The organism is Polaribacter sp. L3A8 (genome assembly GCF_009796785.1).
Classification (GTDB): domain Bacteria; phylum Bacteroidota; class Bacteroidia; order Flavobacteriales; family Flavobacteriaceae; genus Polaribacter.
In genome coordinates this window covers 2,694,585-2,713,994 of record NZ_CP047026.1, presented here as the reverse complement: position 1 = coordinate 2,713,994, position 19,410 = coordinate 2,694,585, and the positions used below count along the sequence as shown (strand labels likewise).

The following is a 19,410-nucleotide window of genomic DNA, read 5'->3' as shown; positions in this document are numbered from 1 at the left end:
ACTCTACAAAAAGAGGAATTTTGCAGAACATTTAATAACATAAAATTAAACAATGAGAAATTTTAAAAACTTATTATTAGTAGCCTTACTATTTGTATCGGCTACAATTTTAGGACAAACTAAAATTACTGGGACAGTTGTAGATGATACAAACCAACCATTACCAGGAGCAAGTATTGTTGTAAAAGGTACAGCAAACGGTACATCAACAGATTTTGATGGAAAATTTACTTTAACAGCAAAAACAAATTCAGGCGTTATGATAGTCTCTTTTATAGGCTACAAAACTAGAGAGTTTGTTTTTTCTGCTTCTAAATCTAATTTTAAATCTATTAAATTAGAAGAAGATTCTGGTTCTTTAGATGAAATTATTGTTACAGCAACTTCTTTTGCAATAGATAGAAAAACGCCTGTTGCGGTTTCAACAATTAAAGCAGCAGATATCGAATTAAAATTAGGAACACAAGAATTTCCTGAGGTTTTAAAATCTACTCCTGGAGTATACGCTACTAAATCTGGTGGTGGTTATGGAGATGGACGTATAAATTTACGTGGTTTTAATTCAGAAAACGTTGCCGTAATGATTAACGGAGTACCTGTTAACGATATGGAAAATGGTAGAGTATTTTGGTCTAATTGGGCCGGTTTAGGAGATGTTACTTCTGCAATGCAAGTGCAAAGAGGTTTAGGTGCTTCTAAAGTAGCTGTACCTTCTATTGGTGGTACTATAAATATTTTAACAAAAACTTCTGATGTAGAAGAAGGAGGTAATTTAGGATATTCTTTAGCAAATGACGGATATAGTAAATTTGGTCTTACTTACTCTACAGGGATGATGGATAATGGTATTGCTGTTTCTGTTTCTGCTTCTTCAACAGAAGGAAGAGGATATGTAGATGGTACTTCTTTTAAAGGTTTTAATTACTTTGTTAATATTACAAAACAATTTAATGAAGCTCATAAATTATCTTTAACTGCTTTTGGTGCAAAACAACAACACGGTCAAAGACAAAATAGACATTTAATTTCTACTTTTAGAGCAAGTGAAAGCGGAAGAAAATATAATTCAGATTGGGGGTATAAAAATGGTCAGGAAACAAATTCTGAAGACAATTTTTATCACAAACCGCAAGTATCTTTAAATCATTACTGGAATGTTAGTGATAAGACGTTAGTATCTACAGCTGCATATGTTTCTTTTGGAACAGGTGGTGGTGGGGGTTTTAGTGGAGTTAATAAATTTAACTTTGATAATGATGACTACAGAATAGGGTCTTTAGGAACTATAGATTTTGATAAAATTGTTGATGAAAACGAAGCATTAGGTACTAGTGGTTCTGAATCTATATTAAGAGCTTCTAGAAATGACCATATTTGGTATGGTGTTTTATCTACTTTAAAAACAGATGTTACAGAAGAGTTAACTTTTTTAACCGGAGTAGATGTTAGAGGATATAAAGGAATTCACTTTACAGAAGTTACAGATTTATTAGGAGGTCAGTATTATTTAGATAACTCTAATAAAAACAACCCAAATAATCAAACAAAAGTAGGAGATAAAATATTTTATGATAATGATGGTAAAGTTGGCTGGTTTGGTGGCTTTGCACAATTAGAATATTCTAAAGACGACCTTAGTGGATTTATTTCTGCAAACGTTTCTAATACATCTTACCAAAGAGTAGACCGTTTTAATTACTTAGATTCAGATCCAGGACAAACTTCAGAAAAATTTAACTTTATTGGTTTTGGTACTAAAGGTGGTGTAAACTATAATTTAGATGATAATCATGGTATTTTTGCTAACTTAGGTTACTTTGAAAGAGCACCTTATTTTAATGCTATTTTTACAAGTCGTTCAAGTAATACAGATACAAACGAAGATGCTCCGAATCAAAAAATTACAAGTTATGAACTTGGGTATACTTTTAGAGCAGAAAAATTTACTGCAAATTTAAATTTATATAGAACTTTATGGAAAGATAGAACGGAGACTGCGAGTTTTCAACAACCAGATGGTACTAGAGCAACTGCAAACGTTTTAGGAGTAAATGCAATTCATCAAGGTGTTGAGGTAGACTTCGTTTATAAAGCTACAGATAAATTAAAGATTACAGGTATGGCTTCTTTAGGAGACTGGAGATGGGATAGTAATGTAGAAAACGTTAAAATATTTAATGAAGATAATGTAGAGGTAGATGAAGTAGATTTGTTTATTAAAGACTTACATGTTGGTGATGCTGCACAAACTACACTTGCATTAGGTTTAAACTACAAATTAACATCAGAAACTACTTTTACAGTTGATGCTAATTATTTTGCAGATTTATATGCAGATTTCGACCCTAGTGATAGAGGTACAGCTGGAGCGCCAGATGCGTGGAAAGTTCCTTCTTTTACTTTGTTTGATACAGCATTAAGACATAAATTTAAATTTGGTGATTTCGATGCTTCTGTTATTGCAAGAGTTAACAATGTATTTGATACTAGTTATATCTCAGATGCACAAGACAGAGGGGCTTCTACAGCTGCAGAAGCGCAAGTATATTACGGTGCTGGTAGAACATTTAGTGTTGGTGCAAAAATTAATTTTTAAACATATATAAAAATGAAAAAAATATTTTATTTATTCGCAATTACAGCGTTCGTATTTACTTCATGTAATCCATTAGAGGATGTAATTGAAGATGTAGACGCACTTACAGCAAATGATGCTTTAGTAGACGATCTTGTATTTACATTATCAGACGATGATTATACAGCAGATGTAGAAGATGGTGGTTTTGGTTTTAGTTTTCCAAACTTTAGTAACCAAGAGCAAGCTCTAGAATTATTGCCTGGTTTTTTATCAGCAAAATATCCTCAGTTAGGAGTTACTTACTCTCCTAATGGAGATATTAAGAAAAAGTCAACTGCACTTGTAAGTTATAAGTTGTTTAATAAGAAGAACGATGAGAAGAGTTTAATTACATATACAGTTGAAGCTGGAGATTATACTGCAGCTGGATTAAGGTTTTCAAATATCTCTAATGATGATCAAGCTCAACAATTATTAAATTATTTATATCCTACACCAGAAGAACGTGTTTTAGTTGCATTAACTTATGATGCATATGATAGTGGTATTACTACTACTGTAGAAAACGGATTTATCTATGTAAATGATACTTGGGAAAAATCTAACGGTATTACCTTAGCAGAGTACAATGCTATGGGAGAGGTTAGAGCCCAGTTTTCTAATGAAGATGAAGCATTGTCTAAAATTCCTTTGTATTTAAAAGGTAAAGAAGTTGTTTTATTACCAAAAAAAGGAGATATTGAAGGAGTAATGTATAAATTATTTGATAGCAGTGCTAGAGTTGTAAACAGTTTTGTTGCATTTTTTATCTATGACGGTGCAAACTGGTCAACATATAATAACGTAATAGATCAGTCAATTCAATTAGGTCATGATGGTCAACAATGGGTACCAGATAATACTATTAAAAGAACATTATCTGCTGCAGATGTAGCATTTATATCTAGTGAATTTCTTTCAAAATACCCTGGTCCTGCAGATAATTTAGGGTTCTTTAAAAGTTTTGATGTAAGAAGTAGTAGTGGTAACTATTGGAATAATGATATGCTTTTAGAAGCTTTTAATGCTTTGTTAAATGATATCGATCCTTCTGCAGAAGAAAAACAAAAATATTCGCTTACTTATGTTGTATTTGATGGTTCAACGGTTAATAACACAATAAACCTTATTAAAGACGGTGCAGATTATAGATTAAAAACTGCAGACGACGATTAATAAAATAATACTTTATTTGTATATTATTTAAAACCACCTCAAACGAGGTGGTTTTTTTATTTATAAATTTAGTAACTTTACAACATCATAAATAGAATAAAAAAAGCATGAAAGACATACATTCATATTGGGCTTATTTAGTATTGGCAATTTTAATTTTTACGGTTGTTAATGCAGTAATTGGTTTAAAGAAAAAAAAGGAATTTACAGACAAAGATTTAAGACTAGGTTTGTTTACTTTAATTGTATCTCACATACAATTATTATTAGGTTTGGGATGGTATTTTATGTCGCCTTGGTTTAAAGCCTTAAAAGCAAACGGAAGTGAAGTTATGGGAGATAAAGCAGCAAGATTGTTAGCTGTAGAACACCCTTTAATGATGCTTATTGCTATTGTATTTATTACAATAGGTTGGTCTAAGCATAAGAAACAAACAACAGATGCTGCAAAATTTAAAACGTTTGCAATCTTTTACGGTATTGCTTTAATAGTAATTCTTTCTAGAATCCCTTGGAGTAACTGGTTATAGTAACGATCATTCTTGTGTAAGCAGGAACCTATATTAGATTTAAATGAAAATTTTAAGCTACATAATATCACCAATTTTTATATTGGTGTTTTTTTTAAGTCTACTCATATTTCATCCATTACAATGGTTGGGGTTAAAGTTGTTTGGACATAAAGGACATCAGTTGGTGGTAGATTATATGAACTGGTTTTTATCAAAAACACTTTTAATTTTAGGAGTAGTTGTTAAGGTAGATAATCAGCAAGAATTGCCAGAAAATTGTTCGCTAATTTTTGTTTCTAACCATCAAAGTATGTTCGATATTTCTCCTATTAGTTGGGCGTTTAGAAAACATCAACCAAAATTTGTCTCAAAAAAAGAACTCGGTAAAGGGATACCAAGTATCTCTTTTAATTTAAAACATGGTGGCGCAGCATTAATAGATAGACAAGACCCAAAACAAGCAATTTCTGCTTTAATGGAGTTTGCTAAAAAAATAAAAACAAAAAATTGGGGAGCCGTTATTTTCCCAGAAGGCACAAGAAGTAAAGACGGTAAACCTAAAGAATTTGCAGTAAATGGGTTAAAAGTCATCACTAAATTTAATAAAGAAGGCTATATCGTACCTTTAACCATAAATAATTCTTGGAAAGTTTTTAAATACGGAAAATTTCCATTAGGTTTAGGTAGCCCCATTACAGTTAAGGTTCATAAACCTATAAAAATAAATTCATTACCATTTAATGAATTGTTAGAAAAAACAGAATCAGTTATTAAAGAACACATAAAATAAAGATATGTCTATACACAACGTAAGAAAAGAAGTTATGCTTAACTTAGAAAAAAGGATGCATACCTTTGTAGATAAATATTTAATTCCTGCAGAAAAAATCTGGCAGCCAACAGACTTTTTGCCAAATTCTCAAAAAGACTCTTTCATATCAGAAGTAGAAGAAATTAGAGAATTATCTAAAGAATTGCATGACGATTTTTGGATTGTTTTAGTAGGAGATACCATTACAGAAGAAGCATTACCAACATACGAATCTTGGTTATTAGATTTAGACGGGGTTTCTCAGGATCCAGATAACAGTTGGGCAAAATGGGTAAGAACTTGGACTGCAGAAGAAAATAGACATGGAGATGTTTTAAACAAATACTTGTACTTATCAGGTCGTGTAAATATGCGTGAAGTAGAAATTTCTACACAGCATTTAATTGCAGATGGTTTTGATATTGGTACCTCTACAGATCCATATAAAAACTTTGTTTATACAAGTTTTCAAGAATTAGCTACCTATGTTTCCCACAACAATGTAGCTAAAATTGCACGTAAAAAAGGGCACAAAGCATTAGCAAAAATGTCTAGAATTATTGCAGGAGACGAAATGCGTCACCACCAGGCATATACAGAATTCGTAAAAGAAATCTTTAAAATAGATCCTAGTGAAATGATGTTGGCTTTTCAGCACATGATGAAATACAAAATTGTTATGCCTGCAATGCACTTAAGAGAATCTTTTGAAGAAAAAGGAACTTTGTTCGACGATTTTTCTATTGTAGCACAAAGAGTTGGTGTTTACACCGGTTTCGATTATGTAGATATTTTAAGAAAATTAAACGAAGCTTGGGAAATCGATAAAATTACAAATCTTACGCCAGAAGCAGAAAAGGCAAGAGATTATCTAATGAAATTACCAGACAGGATGTACAGAATTACAGAAAGAATTGTAGTTCCTAAAACAGATTTCAAATTCAAATGGATGATGAATCCTAGTTAGTATTAGAAGCTATTTCCTGCTTTCACTACTCGCTTTTTTTGAAAAAACAAAAAAGAGCTCAAACAAGCCGTTCAATCAGGGCTAGCCTTGTTTGCTAACTTATATATAATTTTAAAAGACCTTTCAGTTTAAAAGCAGAAAGGTCTTTTTTTTGTTGTAAAACATTAGAAATCAATGTTAAAAGTATCCATATCATTTAAAAAACCAAGTTTTTTTCTAACTGAATCTTGCTCGGTTTTCACCAAAGTAACGGTAACAAGTCCTACTTTATTATTTTCTAATTGAGAAAGTTCATCACCCAAAAAATTCAAGACTAAAGAGTTTCCAGAGTAATCATAATTATTAGCATCCTTTCCGGTTCTATTTACGCCAATAACATAACACATATTTTCTATAGCACGTGCTTTTAAAAGTGTTTCCCAAGCTTTAATTCTAATTACAGGCCAATTTGCCATAAAAATTAAAAGATCGTAATTTTCGGTGTTTCTAGCCCAAACAGGAAAACGTAAATCGTAACAAATTAACGGACAAATTTTCCATCCTTTATAATTTACAATTAGCTTTACAGCACCAGAAGTATACACTTTGTCTTCTCCTGCCAAGGTAAAAGAATGTCGTTTGTCATAGGTTTCTATTTTACCATCAGGATGCACAAAAACCAAACGATTGTAATATTTTTTGTCACTTTGAGCGCAGTCGAAAGGTCTTTCGTATATCACCAAGCTACCACAAATTGCAAGAGCATTTTCTGTCGCCATTTTTTGCATCCAAGAAACCGAAATTCCATTCATTTCTTCCGCAACCTTTTCTGGATTCATGGTGAAACCAGAAGTAAACATTTCTGGTAAAACAACAAGATCGGTGTTTTTAGAAAGTGCGTTTATTTTTTCTTCAAAAAAAGCAATATTTTCAGTTGGGTTTTCCCAAACTAAATCAGCCTGAATACCAACAATGTTCAATTCGTTTTGCATTTTTTTATTTTAAAATTAAAAATTTGATTACTCAAAAATAGGATAAAAATTGTAATTTGGTATTTAATATAAACCTCTCGACTCCGCTCGAGGAGACAAGTTCTCCTAAATGTCTGGTCGAGCGCAGTCGAGACCTATTTTAACTATGCAATCTTTTATTTCTGATACTATAGAAAACATTTTAAAAACTACAAAATCTTTTCAAGATGTAGTATTTATACTTCCATCTCAAAGAGCAAAAGTGTTTGTAAAACAAACCTTTAAAGATAAAATTACAGTTGGTTTTTTACCAGAAGTTATCAATGTAGAGCAATTTATCAATAAAGTTTCAGGCATAGAAAAGGCAGACAGCATTCAATTGTTATTTCATTTTTATACTATTTATAAAGGTTTAGAGAAAGAACCTGTAACTTTCGATGTTTTTGCCTCTTGGGCATTTACCGTTATTCAAGATTTTAACGAAATAGACCAACATTTAATAGAAACTAAAAACATCTTTATTTATTTAAGAGATATTCAACGTTTAAAAAAATGGTCTGTAGATGGAGAATTTACAGAAACGGAATTAATGAAAGATCATTATTCGTTTTTAGAGAAACTGAATGTTTATTACGATGCCTTTTATCAATTTTTAAAAGAAAAAAACATTGGTTACCAAGGTTTAATTTATAGAGAATCTTGTAATAAAATTGACGATTTTTTAGAAAGAAATTCAACGAAGAAGTTTTTTATTATTGGGTTTAACGCTCTAAATACTGCCGAAGAATTATTGTTTCAGAAAGTTTTAGAAAGTGGTAATTCAGAAATTTATTGGGATATTGATGAAGTTTTTTTTAAGTCTAATCATCAAGCCGGAAAATTCATCAGAAGGTATAAAAAACAATGGAAATACTACGAGAAAAACGAAATACAAACGTTAGGTAGTACCTTTTCTGAGCCTAAAAATATTGAAGTAATTGGAGCTTCTAAAAACACGACTCAAATAAAATATGCAGGAGAAATTTTAGAAAAAATTACTGATTTTAAAAATACAGCATTAGTTTTAGCAGATGAAACGTTGTTGCCAATAACGTTAAATTCTTTGCCTAAAAACATCAATGCAATTAATATTACCATGGGATATCCTTTAAAAGATGTGCCAACAACCAACTTGTTATTTTCTATATTTCAATTATTTATTTCTCAAGAAAAATTACAAAAAGGTATTGTAAATGAGTTTTATTATAAAGATGTAATTCGGTTTTTAAAACAACAATCTATTTATAAATTAATACCAGAAATAGATGCTTTTTCAGACAATATAGCAAAACATAACCAGACGTTTATCAAACAAAATGATCTTAATAAATTATTAAAAAATACCAGTGCAGAATTACAAGTAGTTCTTGTTTCAATTTTTAATTCGTACGTTTCTGTAGATGAATTTATAGATCGAGTTTTAAACTTAATCAATCTTTTAAAAGAAGATGTAAGCGATTTAGAAAGGGAATATTTGTTCCGTTTTTACACCACCTTCACGCAACTAAAAACCTTGCAAAATGAATTTAAATATTTTCCAGATTTAAAAACATTAGCCCTCTTTTTTAGACAATTAATATCTTCGGAAAGTTTATCGTTTCAAGGAGAGCCTTTAAGAGGTTTACAGTTAATGGGTATGTTAGAAACCCGTGTTTTAGATTTCGAAAACATTATTTTAATTTCTACAAACGAAGGTGTTTTACCAGCAAGTAGTCAGCAAAATTCTTTTATTCCTTTTGATGTTAAAGTAGAGTTTGGCTTACCAACTTACAGAGAAAAAGATGCTATTTTTTCGTATCACTTTTTTAGATTGATGCAAAGAGCCAAAAATGTGTTTATCATTTATAATACAGAGCACGATGTTTTAGGAAGTGGAGAGAAAAGCCGTTTTGTTACGCAATTAGAAATGATGCGAACAGATGTTATTCAGAAAACGGTTGCCCCAAAAGTACTAAATCAAAAAGTGGAGTTGAAAGAAATTAAAAAAGATAAAACTGTTTTAGATAAACTAAAAGAATTGGCTGTAAAAGGAATTTCTCCGTCTGCATTAACCAATTATTTATACAACCCAATTTCGTTTTACAAACAGAAAATAATTAAGTTAAAAGAGTTTGAAGATGTAGAGGAAACCGTTGCTTATAACACCTTAGGTACTGTTGTTCATGAAACATTAGATGAACTATACACACCGTTTGTAGGTAAGTTTTTACAAGTAGAAGATATTGATTCGATGGGCAAAAAATCGAAAGATTTGGTGGAGAAACATTTTAAAGAAGCCTTTAAAAACGGAGATATTTCTACAGGTAGAAATCGTTTAATTTTTGAAGTGGCTAACCGATTTGTTAATAATTTTTTATCACAAGAAAAAGAATTATTAAAAGATAAAAACAATCAATTAAAGATTTTGGCAACCGAAGAAAACTTAGCTGCAGAAATAGAAATTGAAGGAATTGATTATCCTATAAAAATTCATGGCCAAGTAGATCGAGTAGATCAATTAAATGGAGTTTTACGTATTATAGATTATAAAACAGGCATGGTAAGTAGTGCAGATTTACGCGTTGTAGAATTTGATAAATTAAGAGAAAAAGAGCAGCACAAAGCCATACAAGTATTGTTATACGCTTATTTATATACTAAAAGTAAAAAGTACGATTTTAAGCAACCTTTAGAAGGCGGAATTTATTCTTTTAAAAACCTAAATAGTGGATTTTTATCTGTCAATTTTTCGTCAAATTATAGAAAACCCGACGTAGAAATAACAGAAGAAAAGTTAGAGGAATTTATGGTAGAAATAAAAACCTACATCAAAGAGATGTATACCCTTGATGTAGATTTTATAGAACCAGCAGATTTAAAATACTAGTTTATTTTCCTTTTAAAATTAATAAAGGAATAGAAGTATGAAATTCTTGTTTTAAAATAATCTTCTTTTTCCATAATTTTTTAAAGAAACCACGTTTACGTCTAAAAACGCATAACATATCTGGGTTATGATATTTAAAATGCTCTAATACACCTTGAAATGTAGTTGTATTTTCTGTTGTGGTAAATGAAGTTTGTATTTCAAGTAAATCTTTATCTACAACTAAATCTTCTTCTTTATAACGAGCTGTTTTTACTAGCAAAGAATGTACGTCCGTTTTAAAACTTTTAACAATAAACTTTAAAGGAGTTAAAGCTGTTTTACTTTTTACAATTCCAGTTTTAAAGGCTAATAGTATATTTTTTACTGGTTTGTAAACATATCCTTCAGGTACTGTTAATACTGGTAAGTTTGTGTTTTTTACAATACTACCAGCGGTAGCTCCTAAAAAAACTTCTTCTTTAATAGAATTACTTTTAGCACCTACAATTACTAAATCTATTCCAATTTCATCATCAATAGCTTCCACATTTTCAGCAACACTACCTTTAGATGAAATTAATTTTACAGCTACATTTTTTCTATCAACAGCGCTTACCATTGTTCTTAGATATAGATTGGTTTCACGTTCAATAATGGCCGTCATATTTACCATTGTTCCTGCTTTAGATTTTGCTTTGTAAGCTCTAAAAACTAACACATCTGCATTTATTTCGGCAGCAAAATCAATGGCATATTGCAAAGTAGATTGTGCATTTTCTGTAGATCCAATAGGTACTAAAATATTTTTCATAATGCTATATTTATTGCTGCAAAGTTAGTTATTTTTCATTGAAACCTTTCTGCTTACCTTTTTTAGATATGTACCTTTGCCAAAAAAAGTATTTCTTGGATAAAAATATTAGTTTTAAGAGAATAAATAAATTGGCAATTCCTGCTTTAATTGCTGGTATTGCAGAACCATTACTCTCTATTACAGACACTGCAATTATTGGTAATATTAATGAAAATGCCACCGAAAGTTTAGCCGCTGTTGGTATTGTAGGTGCATTTATATCGATGTTAATTTGGGTTTTCGGACAAATTAGAAGTGCTATTTCTTCTATTATTTCTCAATATGTAGGCGCCAATAAATTGGATGAAGTAAAAGCTTTACCAGCACAAGCAATTGCCATTGTAGTTTTAGGAAGTTTGTTTGTATTAGCAATTTCTTATCCGTTTGCGAAACAAATTTTTCAATTTTACAATGCATCTGGTACTGTTTTAGACTATTGCGTTACCTATTTTAAAATAAGAATTTTCGGATTTCCGTTTTCACTTTTTGTATTTGCTGTTTTTGGTATTTTTAGAGGTTTGCAAAACACGTATTACCCAATGATAATTGCAATTATTGGTGCTTTGTTAAATGTTTTTTTAGATATTATTTTGGTTTATGGAGTAGAAGGATACATTCCTGCAATGAATATAGAAGGTGCTGCTTATGCAAGTATTATTGCGCAAATTACTATGGCTATTATTGCTCTTGTTTTGTTGATGAAAAAAACGCCTATTTCATTAAGGATTTCATTGAAATTACATTCAGAAATCCCACGATTATTAGGGATGATTGGTAACCTTTTTATAAGAACCATTGCTTTAAATACAGCTTTATACTTTGCAACTTCTTATGCTACAGATTACGGAAAAGAATATATTGCGGCGTATACAATTGGTATTAATATTTGGCTTTTAGGTGCTTTTATGATTGATGGATATGCAAGTGCCGGAAATATTTTATCTGGCAAGTTCTTGGGCGCTAAATCGTATAAATCTTTGGTGTTATTAAGTAACGAACTTTTTAAATACGGATTAGCAATAGGAATAATTATTGCTTTGGTAGGTTTTATTTTTTACGATTTCATCGGACAGATTTTTACGAAAGAAACCGCTGTTTTAGAGCAGTTTTACAATGTTTTTTGGATTGTTTTACTAATGCAACCTTTAAATGCGGTCACTTTTATTTTTGATGGAATGTTTAAAGGAATGGGAGAAATGAAATATTTAAGAAACTTATTAATTCTGGCTACAGGTTTGGTTTTTATTCCCACTTTATTGGTTTTTGATTATTACGATTTTAAATTAACGGCTATCTGGATTGCTTTTACCCTTTGGATGGTTGCAAGAGGATTGCCATTAATTATTAAGTTTAGAAGTAAGTTTTTACCACTTGTTGAAAGTAATTAGTTTGTGTTGTCGTTGCGAGTAACTAAGCAATCTTTTAAATTAGCACTCTAAATAAACAGATTACTTCGTCCTATCGTCCTCGTAATGACAGTATTCTTGTCATTGCGAGGTACGAAGCAATCTCATTAAATATTATACTTTTATTTTTAGATTTCTCAATCGACTAAAAAGTCTCATTTCTAAATGACATTAAGGATAAAGCCTTAACTTTACTAAAAATACATTTTATGAACACTACAAGACAAAACGGAAGTTTATATACCAACATTCAAAATAGTATTGCAACGATAGAATTTGGGCATCCTGCAAGTAATTCTTTTCCGAGTGAATTGTTAGACAGGTTAGCCAAAGAATTGATTTCTGTAGGAAATAATGCTACTGTTTCTGTTATTGTTTTAAAGTCTGAAGGAGAAAAAGCATTTTGTGCTGGTGCTTCTTTTGATGAATTAGTTGCCATATCAAATTTAGAAGAAGGAAAACAGTTTTTCTCTGGTTTTGCAAACGTATTAAATGCCATGCGAACTTGTGGAAAACTAATTATTGGTCGTGTTCAGGGAAAAACAGTGGGTGGTGGCGTTGGTTTAGTTGCTGCTTGCGATTATGTTTTGGCAACAGAAAATGCAGCAATAAAATTATCTGAATTTACGATTGGAATTGGCCCTTTTGTAATTGAACCTGCAGTAACTCGTAAAATTGGAGTTTCTAGTACCGCAGAATTAACGTTAGATGCAACCAATTGGAAAAATGCGTATTGGGCAAAAGAAAAAGGTTTGTATGCAAAGGTTTTTGAATCGCAAAAAGAATTGGATGAAGAGGTTGAATTGTTATCAGAAAAATTGGCTTCTTACAATTCTGTAGTTTTATTAGAAATGAAGAAAGCATTGTGGCAAGGAACAGAAAATTGGACGGATTTATTAGCCGAAAGAGCTGCTGTTTCTGGAGAGTTAGTTTTATCAGAATTCACCAAAAAAGCATTGTCAAAATTTAAAAAATAAGAGTGTGAAAATCATTTCAACAAATATTGGAGAACGACAAGAAATAGATTACAAGGGAACTTTAGTCACTACGGGTATTTTTAAGTACAGCGTTGCGCAACCTATCTTTTTAAATGTAGAAGATGTAAAAGGAGATACTATTTGCGATAGAGAGAATCATGGAGGTGTTTTACAAGCAGTTTATGCGTATTCTTTAAAGCATTATACATATTGGAAAACGGTGTATCCAAAGGTAGATTTTGAAATGGGAATTTTTGGAGAAAACTTAACCATTGATGATATTGATGAAACTAAAATTCATCAAGGTGATACTTTTAAAGTAGGTGAAACTATTTTAGAAGCAACTGTACAAAGAGATCCTTGTTATAAGTTAGGAGTTCGTTTTAACAATATGAGCATTGTAAAGAAGTTTTGGAAAACTACTTTTTGTGGTGTTTATTTTAAAGTTTTACAAACAGGTTTTGTAAAGGCTGGTGATGAATTTATTCAAATAAAAAGTTGTCCGGATAACCCAACAATAGCAGATTTGTTTGTTGCTCAAAGAAAGGTAAAAGGATTATAATAAAGTTTTTTTCTTCTTCTCTAAAAATGCTTTTTCCAAATCATTAGTCACTTTTTCTAAAGCAATATTCATACATTTAAGAGCTTGCTTTTTCTTATTAATTTTTGAATAATAATCTGATTTTGCCCCGTAAAATAAATAAGCACGTTGTGCTAAATCATCAGGGTTTATTTGCTGGAAATAATAGTTTGCTTTTACATGATTTTTACTTTGTAAGCAAACTACGGCCATTGTTAATAAATGAGAAGTTGTAGGCTGTATTTTGTACAAACATTTGTACCAATGTAAGATTTTATCCCAATCTGTTTGTTCAAAATTAGCTGCTTTTATGTGTTCTGCAACAATGGCTGCTTCATAATGATATCTTGAAAATGTTTCAGTTTCAACAGCTTTATTCATCATCATGTTTCCTAATTGAATTAAAGGAAATGACCATTTATTTCTATCTTGTGTTTTTAAGTCTAATAACTCGTTTTCGGTGTTTACTTTTGCATCTAATCTAGCCGAATGAAAACACATTAACGCAAATAAAGCATAACTGTCTGAAATTTGAGTGTGTTTATTTTTAAGCAGCATTTTACACAAACGAATTGCTTCTCCACATAATTCTTTTTGAATGAGAATTTCTTTTTTATTTGAATGAAAACCTTCGTTAAAAATTAAATAAATAATATTTAGAACATTTTCGATTCTTAGCGGAAGTTCTTTTCCTTGTGGAACTTTAAAAGCTAAATTTGTTTCCTGTATATTTTTTCTAGCTCTTAATAATCGCTTTTTAATGGTTTCTTCTTTTGTTAATAAAGCAGGAGCAATTTCTTTTGTACTAAAACCAGAAATAGTTTTTAAAGCAAATGTAATTTGATCTTGTGGATCTAATTTTGGATGACAAGCAGTAAAAATCATCCGGAGTTGAGCGTCTTCGATTTCTGAAACTAAAAAGAGTTCGTTATTAGAAACGGCTTGAATATTTTGATTAATTTTTGAGAGATATTTTTGTGCAGTCTTCCCTTTTCTAAAAACATCTAATACATTGTTTTTAGCAACTTTTGTGAGCCAAGCTTCAGGGTTTTCTGGTTGATGAGTTCGCCAAGTTAAACTGGCTTTTAAGAAAGTATCTTGAACAGCATCTTCAATAATTTCTAGATTTGAAAGCCCAAAAATTCTTGTTAAAACAGAAACCATCTTTCCACTATGATGGCGAAAAAGATGGTCTATTTGTTTGGTTTCCATTAATGATCAAATACCATTATTTCTCTAATTTCTACGAATGATCCTAAATCATAATCTGGAAAATCTTTAGCGATTTCTTCAACTTCGTCAAAATTTTTGGCAGAAACAGTATAATAACCCCCAACTATTTCTTTTAATTCTGTTGATGCTAAATCTTTTGCTGTTCTCTCAACACCTGAAATACGTCTTATTTTTGAAGTTAAGGCTTCTCCTTCGTGAGGAATTCCTGCTTTTTCCATTTTCTGACTCCAAGCAAACCATTTGCCCATTCTGTTTTGCATCTCTTCCGGAGAAAGTCCTAAATCGGCGTAATCTTCACCGATAAAAATCATCATAAATTGTTTCATAATTTAAAGTTTTTAAGTTTTATATGATTAAGACGTTTGTCAAAATTAAAAAGAGGACATTTTTTTTATTTTTTTTTGAAATAAAATGGATTCATAAAAATTTATGGATAACAATTTAGGAAAACAAAATTAATTTTCTTGTTTTTTAAACAAAATTATTTGCTCTTTGTAGACTTGCTAAAAACTGACAGGTTTAAAAGGATACATATAGTTGGCAAACAAGTTTAGCCCAGATTGAGTGGTCTGTCTGAGCTCTTTTTTACCATTTTTTATGGTAAAAAAAGCGAGTAACGAAAGCTGGAAATAGCTTCTAAACAGTTGCTTCTTTTTTATGTAAAAAACGAGTCAATTTCATAGATAAATCTAACAGAATAATCTTTGGATTTCCGTTTCTTTCTATATGATACATGGCATCATTTAGTTCCTTTTCTATGTCTAAAATGTTTCCAGAATGCACAAAAGGAGCAAATTTAGAAAGATTAAATCCGGTTTTAGTTTCCATAAAAACCAAGTTTTCTGATTTGTAATTTAATAGTAAAGCTTGTCTAAAAAATTGCAAACAATACTCTAAAAAACGCTTCTGAGTTTCTCGTCCGGTTTTGGCAATGTTTTCCGACCATTCGATTAATTGTTGCACAACAGCGGCATTTCCTTTGGCTTTAAAAGCGGTTCTAATCCAAGCAATAAACCATTCTTCAAAAACAAGATCACTAGAATCATTTTGTAATAAATGCAATGCTTTATTAAAATTTCCTTCTGCCTGATGCGCAATTTTTGCAGCTTCATTATCTGAAACCTGATGGTCTACCACTAAAGTATTAGAAATATCTTGCTCGCTTAAAGCAGGGAAATGTAATGCCTGACAGCGAGATTTTATAGTATTTATAATTTGTTCTTCGCTTTCTGTAATTAAAATAAAAACCGTTTTTTCTGGCGGTTCTTCAATTAATTTTAATAATTTGTTGGCGGCAGCAATATTCATTTTTTCTGCCATCCAAATAATCATCACCTTAAAACCACCTTCGTAACTTTTAAGTCGTAGCTTTTTTACAACTTCTTCTGCTTCATCTACACCAATAATTCCTTGTTTATTTTCTACACCAATATGTTGTAGCCAATTAAACAAACTACCGTATGGTTGGGTTGCTATAAAGGTTCTCCAATCTTCTAAAAACAAACTACTAACAGGATGTTTTTTTACGTTTTCATTAGAAGTAACAGGATATGCAAAATGCAAATCTGGGTGTTGTAGCTTGTCGCATTTTAAGTTACAGATGTCTGTATTATCAGAAAAATTACACAATAAAAACTGCGCGTATGCAATTGCCATTGGCAAGGTGCCGCTTCCTTCTTTACCTACAAATAATTGCGCGTGCGGAATTCTGCCGTTTTCTGCAGATACTTTTAAGTGTTTTTTAATGTGTTCTTGGCCGATAATTTGGTTGAAAAGCATGGGCAAATATAAAATTTGTTTGTCATTAATCCATCAATTTTAGAAGGCAATCTTTTTCATTTGTGAAATCTTAGTAAGCGTGGTATTTGTCTTCGAAAACGTTGTATTAAATTTTAGGTTTTACAGTTCTAAAAAAGTAAATAATTCGGTATTTTTGTTGAAAATAGATTAATAAAAGATGAAAACACTAAAAGATTTTAATTTCAAGAATAAGAAAGCGTTAATTCGTGTAGATTTTAATGTGCCTTTAAACGATAAGTTTGAAGTAACAGATGCTACAAGAATCCAAGCTGCAAAATCTACAATTATAGATATTTTAGAGCAAGAAGGAAGTTGTATCTTAATGTCTCATTTAGGACGTCCAAAAGGATTTCAAGATGAATTTTCTTTAAGCCATATTGTAGCTAAAGCAACTGAAATTTTAGGTGTAAATGTAAAGTTTGTTGCAGATTGTATTGGAGATAAAGTAGAAGAAGCTGTTGCTAATTTAGAATCTGGAGAAATCTTATTATTAGAAAACTTACGTTTTTACGAAGAAGAGAAAAAAGGTGATGTTGCTTTTGCAGAAAAATTATCTAAATTAGGTGATGTGTATGTAAATGATGCTTTTGGTACTGCACACAGAGCACATGCATCAACAACAATTATTGCTCAGTTTTTTCCTGAAAACAAATGTTTTGGAAACTTATTAGCAAGAGAAATAGAAAGTATAGATAAAGTATTAAACAATTCTGAAAGACCAGTTTTAGCAATTTTAGGTGGTGCAAAAGTGTCTTCTAAAATTACGGTTATCGAAAATATTTTAGATAAAGTAGACCACTTAATTATTGGTGGTGGAATGAGTTTTACTTTTGTGAAAGCACAAGGAGGAAAGATTGGGAACTCTATTTGTGAAGATGATAAAATGGAATTAGCTTTAGATATTTTAAAGCAAGCAAAAGCAAAAGGAGTAGAAGTACATATCCCTGTTGATGTTATTGCTGCTGATGATTTTTCTAATGATGCAAATACACAAACAGTAGATATTAACGAAATTCCTGATGGTTGGGAAGGAGTTGATGCTGGACCAAAATCTAGAGAAATCTTTGATGCTGTTGTAAACAAGTGTAAAACAATTTTATGGAACGGACCTTTAGGTGTTTTCGAAATGGAATCTTTTGCAGGTGGAACAATTGCTTTAGGTCATTCTATTGATAAAGCAACCAAAAACGGAGCATTCTCTTTAGTTGGTGGTGGAGATTCTGTTGCTGCTGTTAAACAATTTGGTTTTGCAGATAAAGTAAGTTATGTTTCTACTGGTGGTGGGGCAATGTTAGAAATGTTAGAAGGTAAAACGTTACCAGGAATTGATGCTATCTTAAAATAGTCGTTTAACTGTTTATTTGATTAATCGTGTAATTGTTTAATAGACTGTTATACCTTTAAATTAGATTTTAGATTCCAATTAACATTTAAGATGTTAAACTGAGCTTGTCTAAGTTTCATTTTAAAATATAAATTTATTAATAAGCGTGTAATTGTAAAATTACACGCTTATTGTTTTATAGAAGAATATATTATAATTTCGCGGTCAGTTTTTGTATGGTTATACAAACAAACAATTACACGTTTACACATTATTATGAAATACACAAAATTACCAAATACAGATATTAAAGTTTCTAAGATTTGTTTAGGAACCATGACTTGGGGAAAACAAAATACGCAAGAAGATGGTTTTGAGCAAATGGATTATGCTTTAGAACAAGGCGTAAACTTTTTTGATACGGCAGAACTGTATTCCGTTCCTGCAACTCCAGAAACTTATGGAACCACAGAAACTATTATAGGAAATTGGTTTAAAAAAACGGGGAATAGAGATAACGTTGTTTTAGGAAGTAAAATAGCGGGTTCTGGACCTTATACAGCGCATATTAGAAAAAATGGATTTGCAAAGGAAGCAATTATAGATGCTGTAGAAGGTAGTCTTAAAAGGTTGCAAACAGATTATATAGATTTGTATCAGTTGCACTGGCCAGAAAGAGGAGTTAACTGTTTTGGGTTAAGAGATTATCCTTATAGGACTTCTAATAAAGAGGCAGAAAATCATGTAGAGATTCTAGAAACGCTACAAACTTTAATCAACGAAGGTAAAATTAGACAAGTAGGTTTGTCTAATGAAACACCTTGGGGAACGATGCAGTATTTACAAGCTGCTAAAGAAGTGAATTTGCCAAGAATGGCTACAATTCAGAATTCTTATTCTTTAGTGCACCGTGGTTATGAATACGGAATGTCGGAAGTTTCTATGAGAGAAAATATTGGTTTGTTGGCGTATTCTCCTTTAGCACAAGGGGTTTTATCGGGTAAGTATTTAAGAGGGCAAAAACCTGCAGATGCAAGAGGAATCTTGTTTCCTAATTATATTACAAGATACCAAACAGATTTAGTAGATCAGGCAGTTTTAGCGTATGAAGCAATTGCATTGAAAAACGGAATGACTTTAACAGAATTGTCTTTAGCATATATTAATCAATTACCGTTTGTAACGAGTAATATTATTGGTGCTACAAAAATGAGTCAGTTAAAAGAAAATATTGGTAGTATTCATATTGATTTATCAGAAGAAATTTTGAATGAAATAGAAGCTGTTCATAAGTTAATTCCGAATCCTGCGCCATAA

The 19,410-nt window shown here is 31.0% G+C and carries 16 protein-coding genes; 11 read left to right on the top strand and 5 right to left on the bottom strand.

Annotated features, from left to right (window positions below; translation table 11 throughout):
- Positions 1-52: 52 nt before the first annotated feature.
- From GQR92_RS10945 to GQR92_RS10925, 5 genes are all read left to right on the top strand, one after another.
- On the top strand, positions 53-2,596 hold the full coding sequence (locus tag GQR92_RS10945; RefSeq protein WP_158839475.1) for a TonB-dependent receptor: 2,544 nt from the start codon (positions 53-55) through the stop codon (positions 2,594-2,596).
- Positions 2,597-2,608: 12 nt separating this feature from the next.
- Positions 2,609-3,793, top strand: a complete 1,185-nt coding sequence (locus GQR92_RS10940; protein WP_158839473.1) for a hypothetical protein — start codon at positions 2,609-2,611, stop codon at positions 3,791-3,793.
- A gap of 107 nt (positions 3,794-3,900) precedes the next feature.
- The gene (locus GQR92_RS10935) at positions 3,901-4,323 is read left to right on the top strand and encodes a hypothetical protein (protein ID WP_158839470.1); all 423 of its coding nucleotides are present in this window, start codon (positions 3,901-3,903) and stop codon (positions 4,321-4,323) included.
- Between the two features lie 43 nt (positions 4,324-4,366).
- A complete protein-coding gene (locus tag GQR92_RS10930; protein ID WP_158839468.1) occupies positions 4,367-5,095 on the top strand; it encodes a lysophospholipid acyltransferase family protein in 729 nt (242 codons plus the stop codon).
- 4 nt (positions 5,096-5,099) lie between these two features.
- Entirely contained in the window at positions 5,100-6,083 is a 984-nt protein-coding gene (locus GQR92_RS10925; protein WP_158839466.1) for an acyl-ACP desaturase, read from the top strand.
- A gap of 164 nt (positions 6,084-6,247) precedes the next feature.
- Here GQR92_RS10925 and GQR92_RS10920 read toward each other — a convergent pair whose 3' ends face one another.
- Positions 6,248-7,054, bottom strand: coding sequence for a nitrilase family protein (locus GQR92_RS10920; protein ID WP_158839464.1), 807 nt, complete (start codon positions 7,052-7,054; stop codon positions 6,248-6,250).
- Between the two features lie 145 nt (positions 7,055-7,199).
- Between GQR92_RS10920 and GQR92_RS10915 the strand changes: the two genes are divergently transcribed.
- Positions 7,200-9,938 (top strand): PD-(D/E)XK nuclease family protein, encoded by a 2,739-nt coding sequence (locus tag GQR92_RS10915; protein ID WP_158839462.1) that lies wholly within the window; start codon positions 7,200-7,202, stop codon positions 9,936-9,938.
- A gap of 1 nt (position 9,939) precedes the next feature.
- Here the strand turns inward: GQR92_RS10915 and GQR92_RS10910 are convergent, their stop codons facing one another.
- Entirely contained in the window at positions 9,940-10,731 is a 792-nt protein-coding gene (locus GQR92_RS10910; protein ID WP_158839460.1) for a universal stress protein, read from the bottom strand.
- Positions 10,732-10,826: 95 nt separating this feature from the next.
- Here GQR92_RS10910 and GQR92_RS10905 point away from each other — a divergent pair, with 95 nt between their 5' ends.
- From GQR92_RS10905 to GQR92_RS10895, 3 genes are all read left to right on the top strand, one after another.
- Positions 10,827-12,161: an MATE family efflux transporter gene (locus GQR92_RS10905; RefSeq protein ID WP_158839458.1), complete on the top strand. Its 1,335-nt coding sequence runs from the start codon at positions 10,827-10,829 to the stop codon at positions 12,159-12,161.
- Positions 12,162-12,388: 227 nt separating this feature from the next.
- Positions 12,389-13,156, top strand: a complete 768-nt coding sequence (locus tag GQR92_RS10900) for an enoyl-CoA hydratase/isomerase family protein (protein ID WP_158839456.1) — start codon at positions 12,389-12,391, stop codon at positions 13,154-13,156.
- A gap of 4 nt (positions 13,157-13,160) precedes the next feature.
- Complete coding sequence (locus tag GQR92_RS10895; RefSeq protein WP_158839454.1) at positions 13,161-13,718, top strand: MOSC domain-containing protein; 558 nt, start codon at positions 13,161-13,163, stop codon at positions 13,716-13,718.
- Here GQR92_RS10895 and GQR92_RS10890 read toward each other — a convergent pair.
- The 3 genes from GQR92_RS10890 to GQR92_RS10880 all read right to left on the bottom strand — a co-directional run bounded on the left by GQR92_RS10890 (position 13,713) and on the right by GQR92_RS10880 (position 16,748).
- Positions 13,713-14,948, bottom strand: a complete 1,236-nt coding sequence (locus GQR92_RS10890; protein ID WP_158839452.1) for an RNA polymerase sigma factor — start codon at positions 14,946-14,948, stop codon at positions 13,713-13,715. The two genes, GQR92_RS10895 and GQR92_RS10890, sit on opposite strands and share 6 nt — an antisense overlap.
- Entirely contained in the window at positions 14,948-15,295 is a 348-nt protein-coding gene (locus GQR92_RS10885; RefSeq protein ID WP_158839450.1) for a YciI family protein, read from the bottom strand. The genes GQR92_RS10890 and GQR92_RS10885 overlap by 1 nt, the downstream gene beginning before the upstream one ends.
- Positions 15,296-15,605: 310 nt before the next feature.
- On the bottom strand, positions 15,606-16,748 hold the full coding sequence (locus GQR92_RS10880; protein WP_158839448.1) for a DNA polymerase III subunit: 1,143 nt from the start codon (positions 16,746-16,748) through the stop codon (positions 15,606-15,608).
- A gap of 178 nt (positions 16,749-16,926) precedes the next feature.
- Here GQR92_RS10880 and GQR92_RS10875 point away from each other — a divergent pair, with 178 nt between their 5' ends.
- Positions 16,927-18,114 carry a phosphoglycerate kinase gene (locus GQR92_RS10875; RefSeq protein ID WP_158839446.1) on the top strand — a complete coding sequence of 396 codons (1,188 nt, stop codon included), beginning with the start codon at positions 16,927-16,929 and terminating at the stop codon, positions 18,112-18,114.
- A gap of 255 nt (positions 18,115-18,369) precedes the next feature.
- Positions 18,370-19,410: an aldo/keto reductase gene (locus GQR92_RS10870; protein ID WP_158839444.1), complete on the top strand. Its 1,041-nt coding sequence runs from the start codon at positions 18,370-18,372 to the stop codon at positions 19,408-19,410.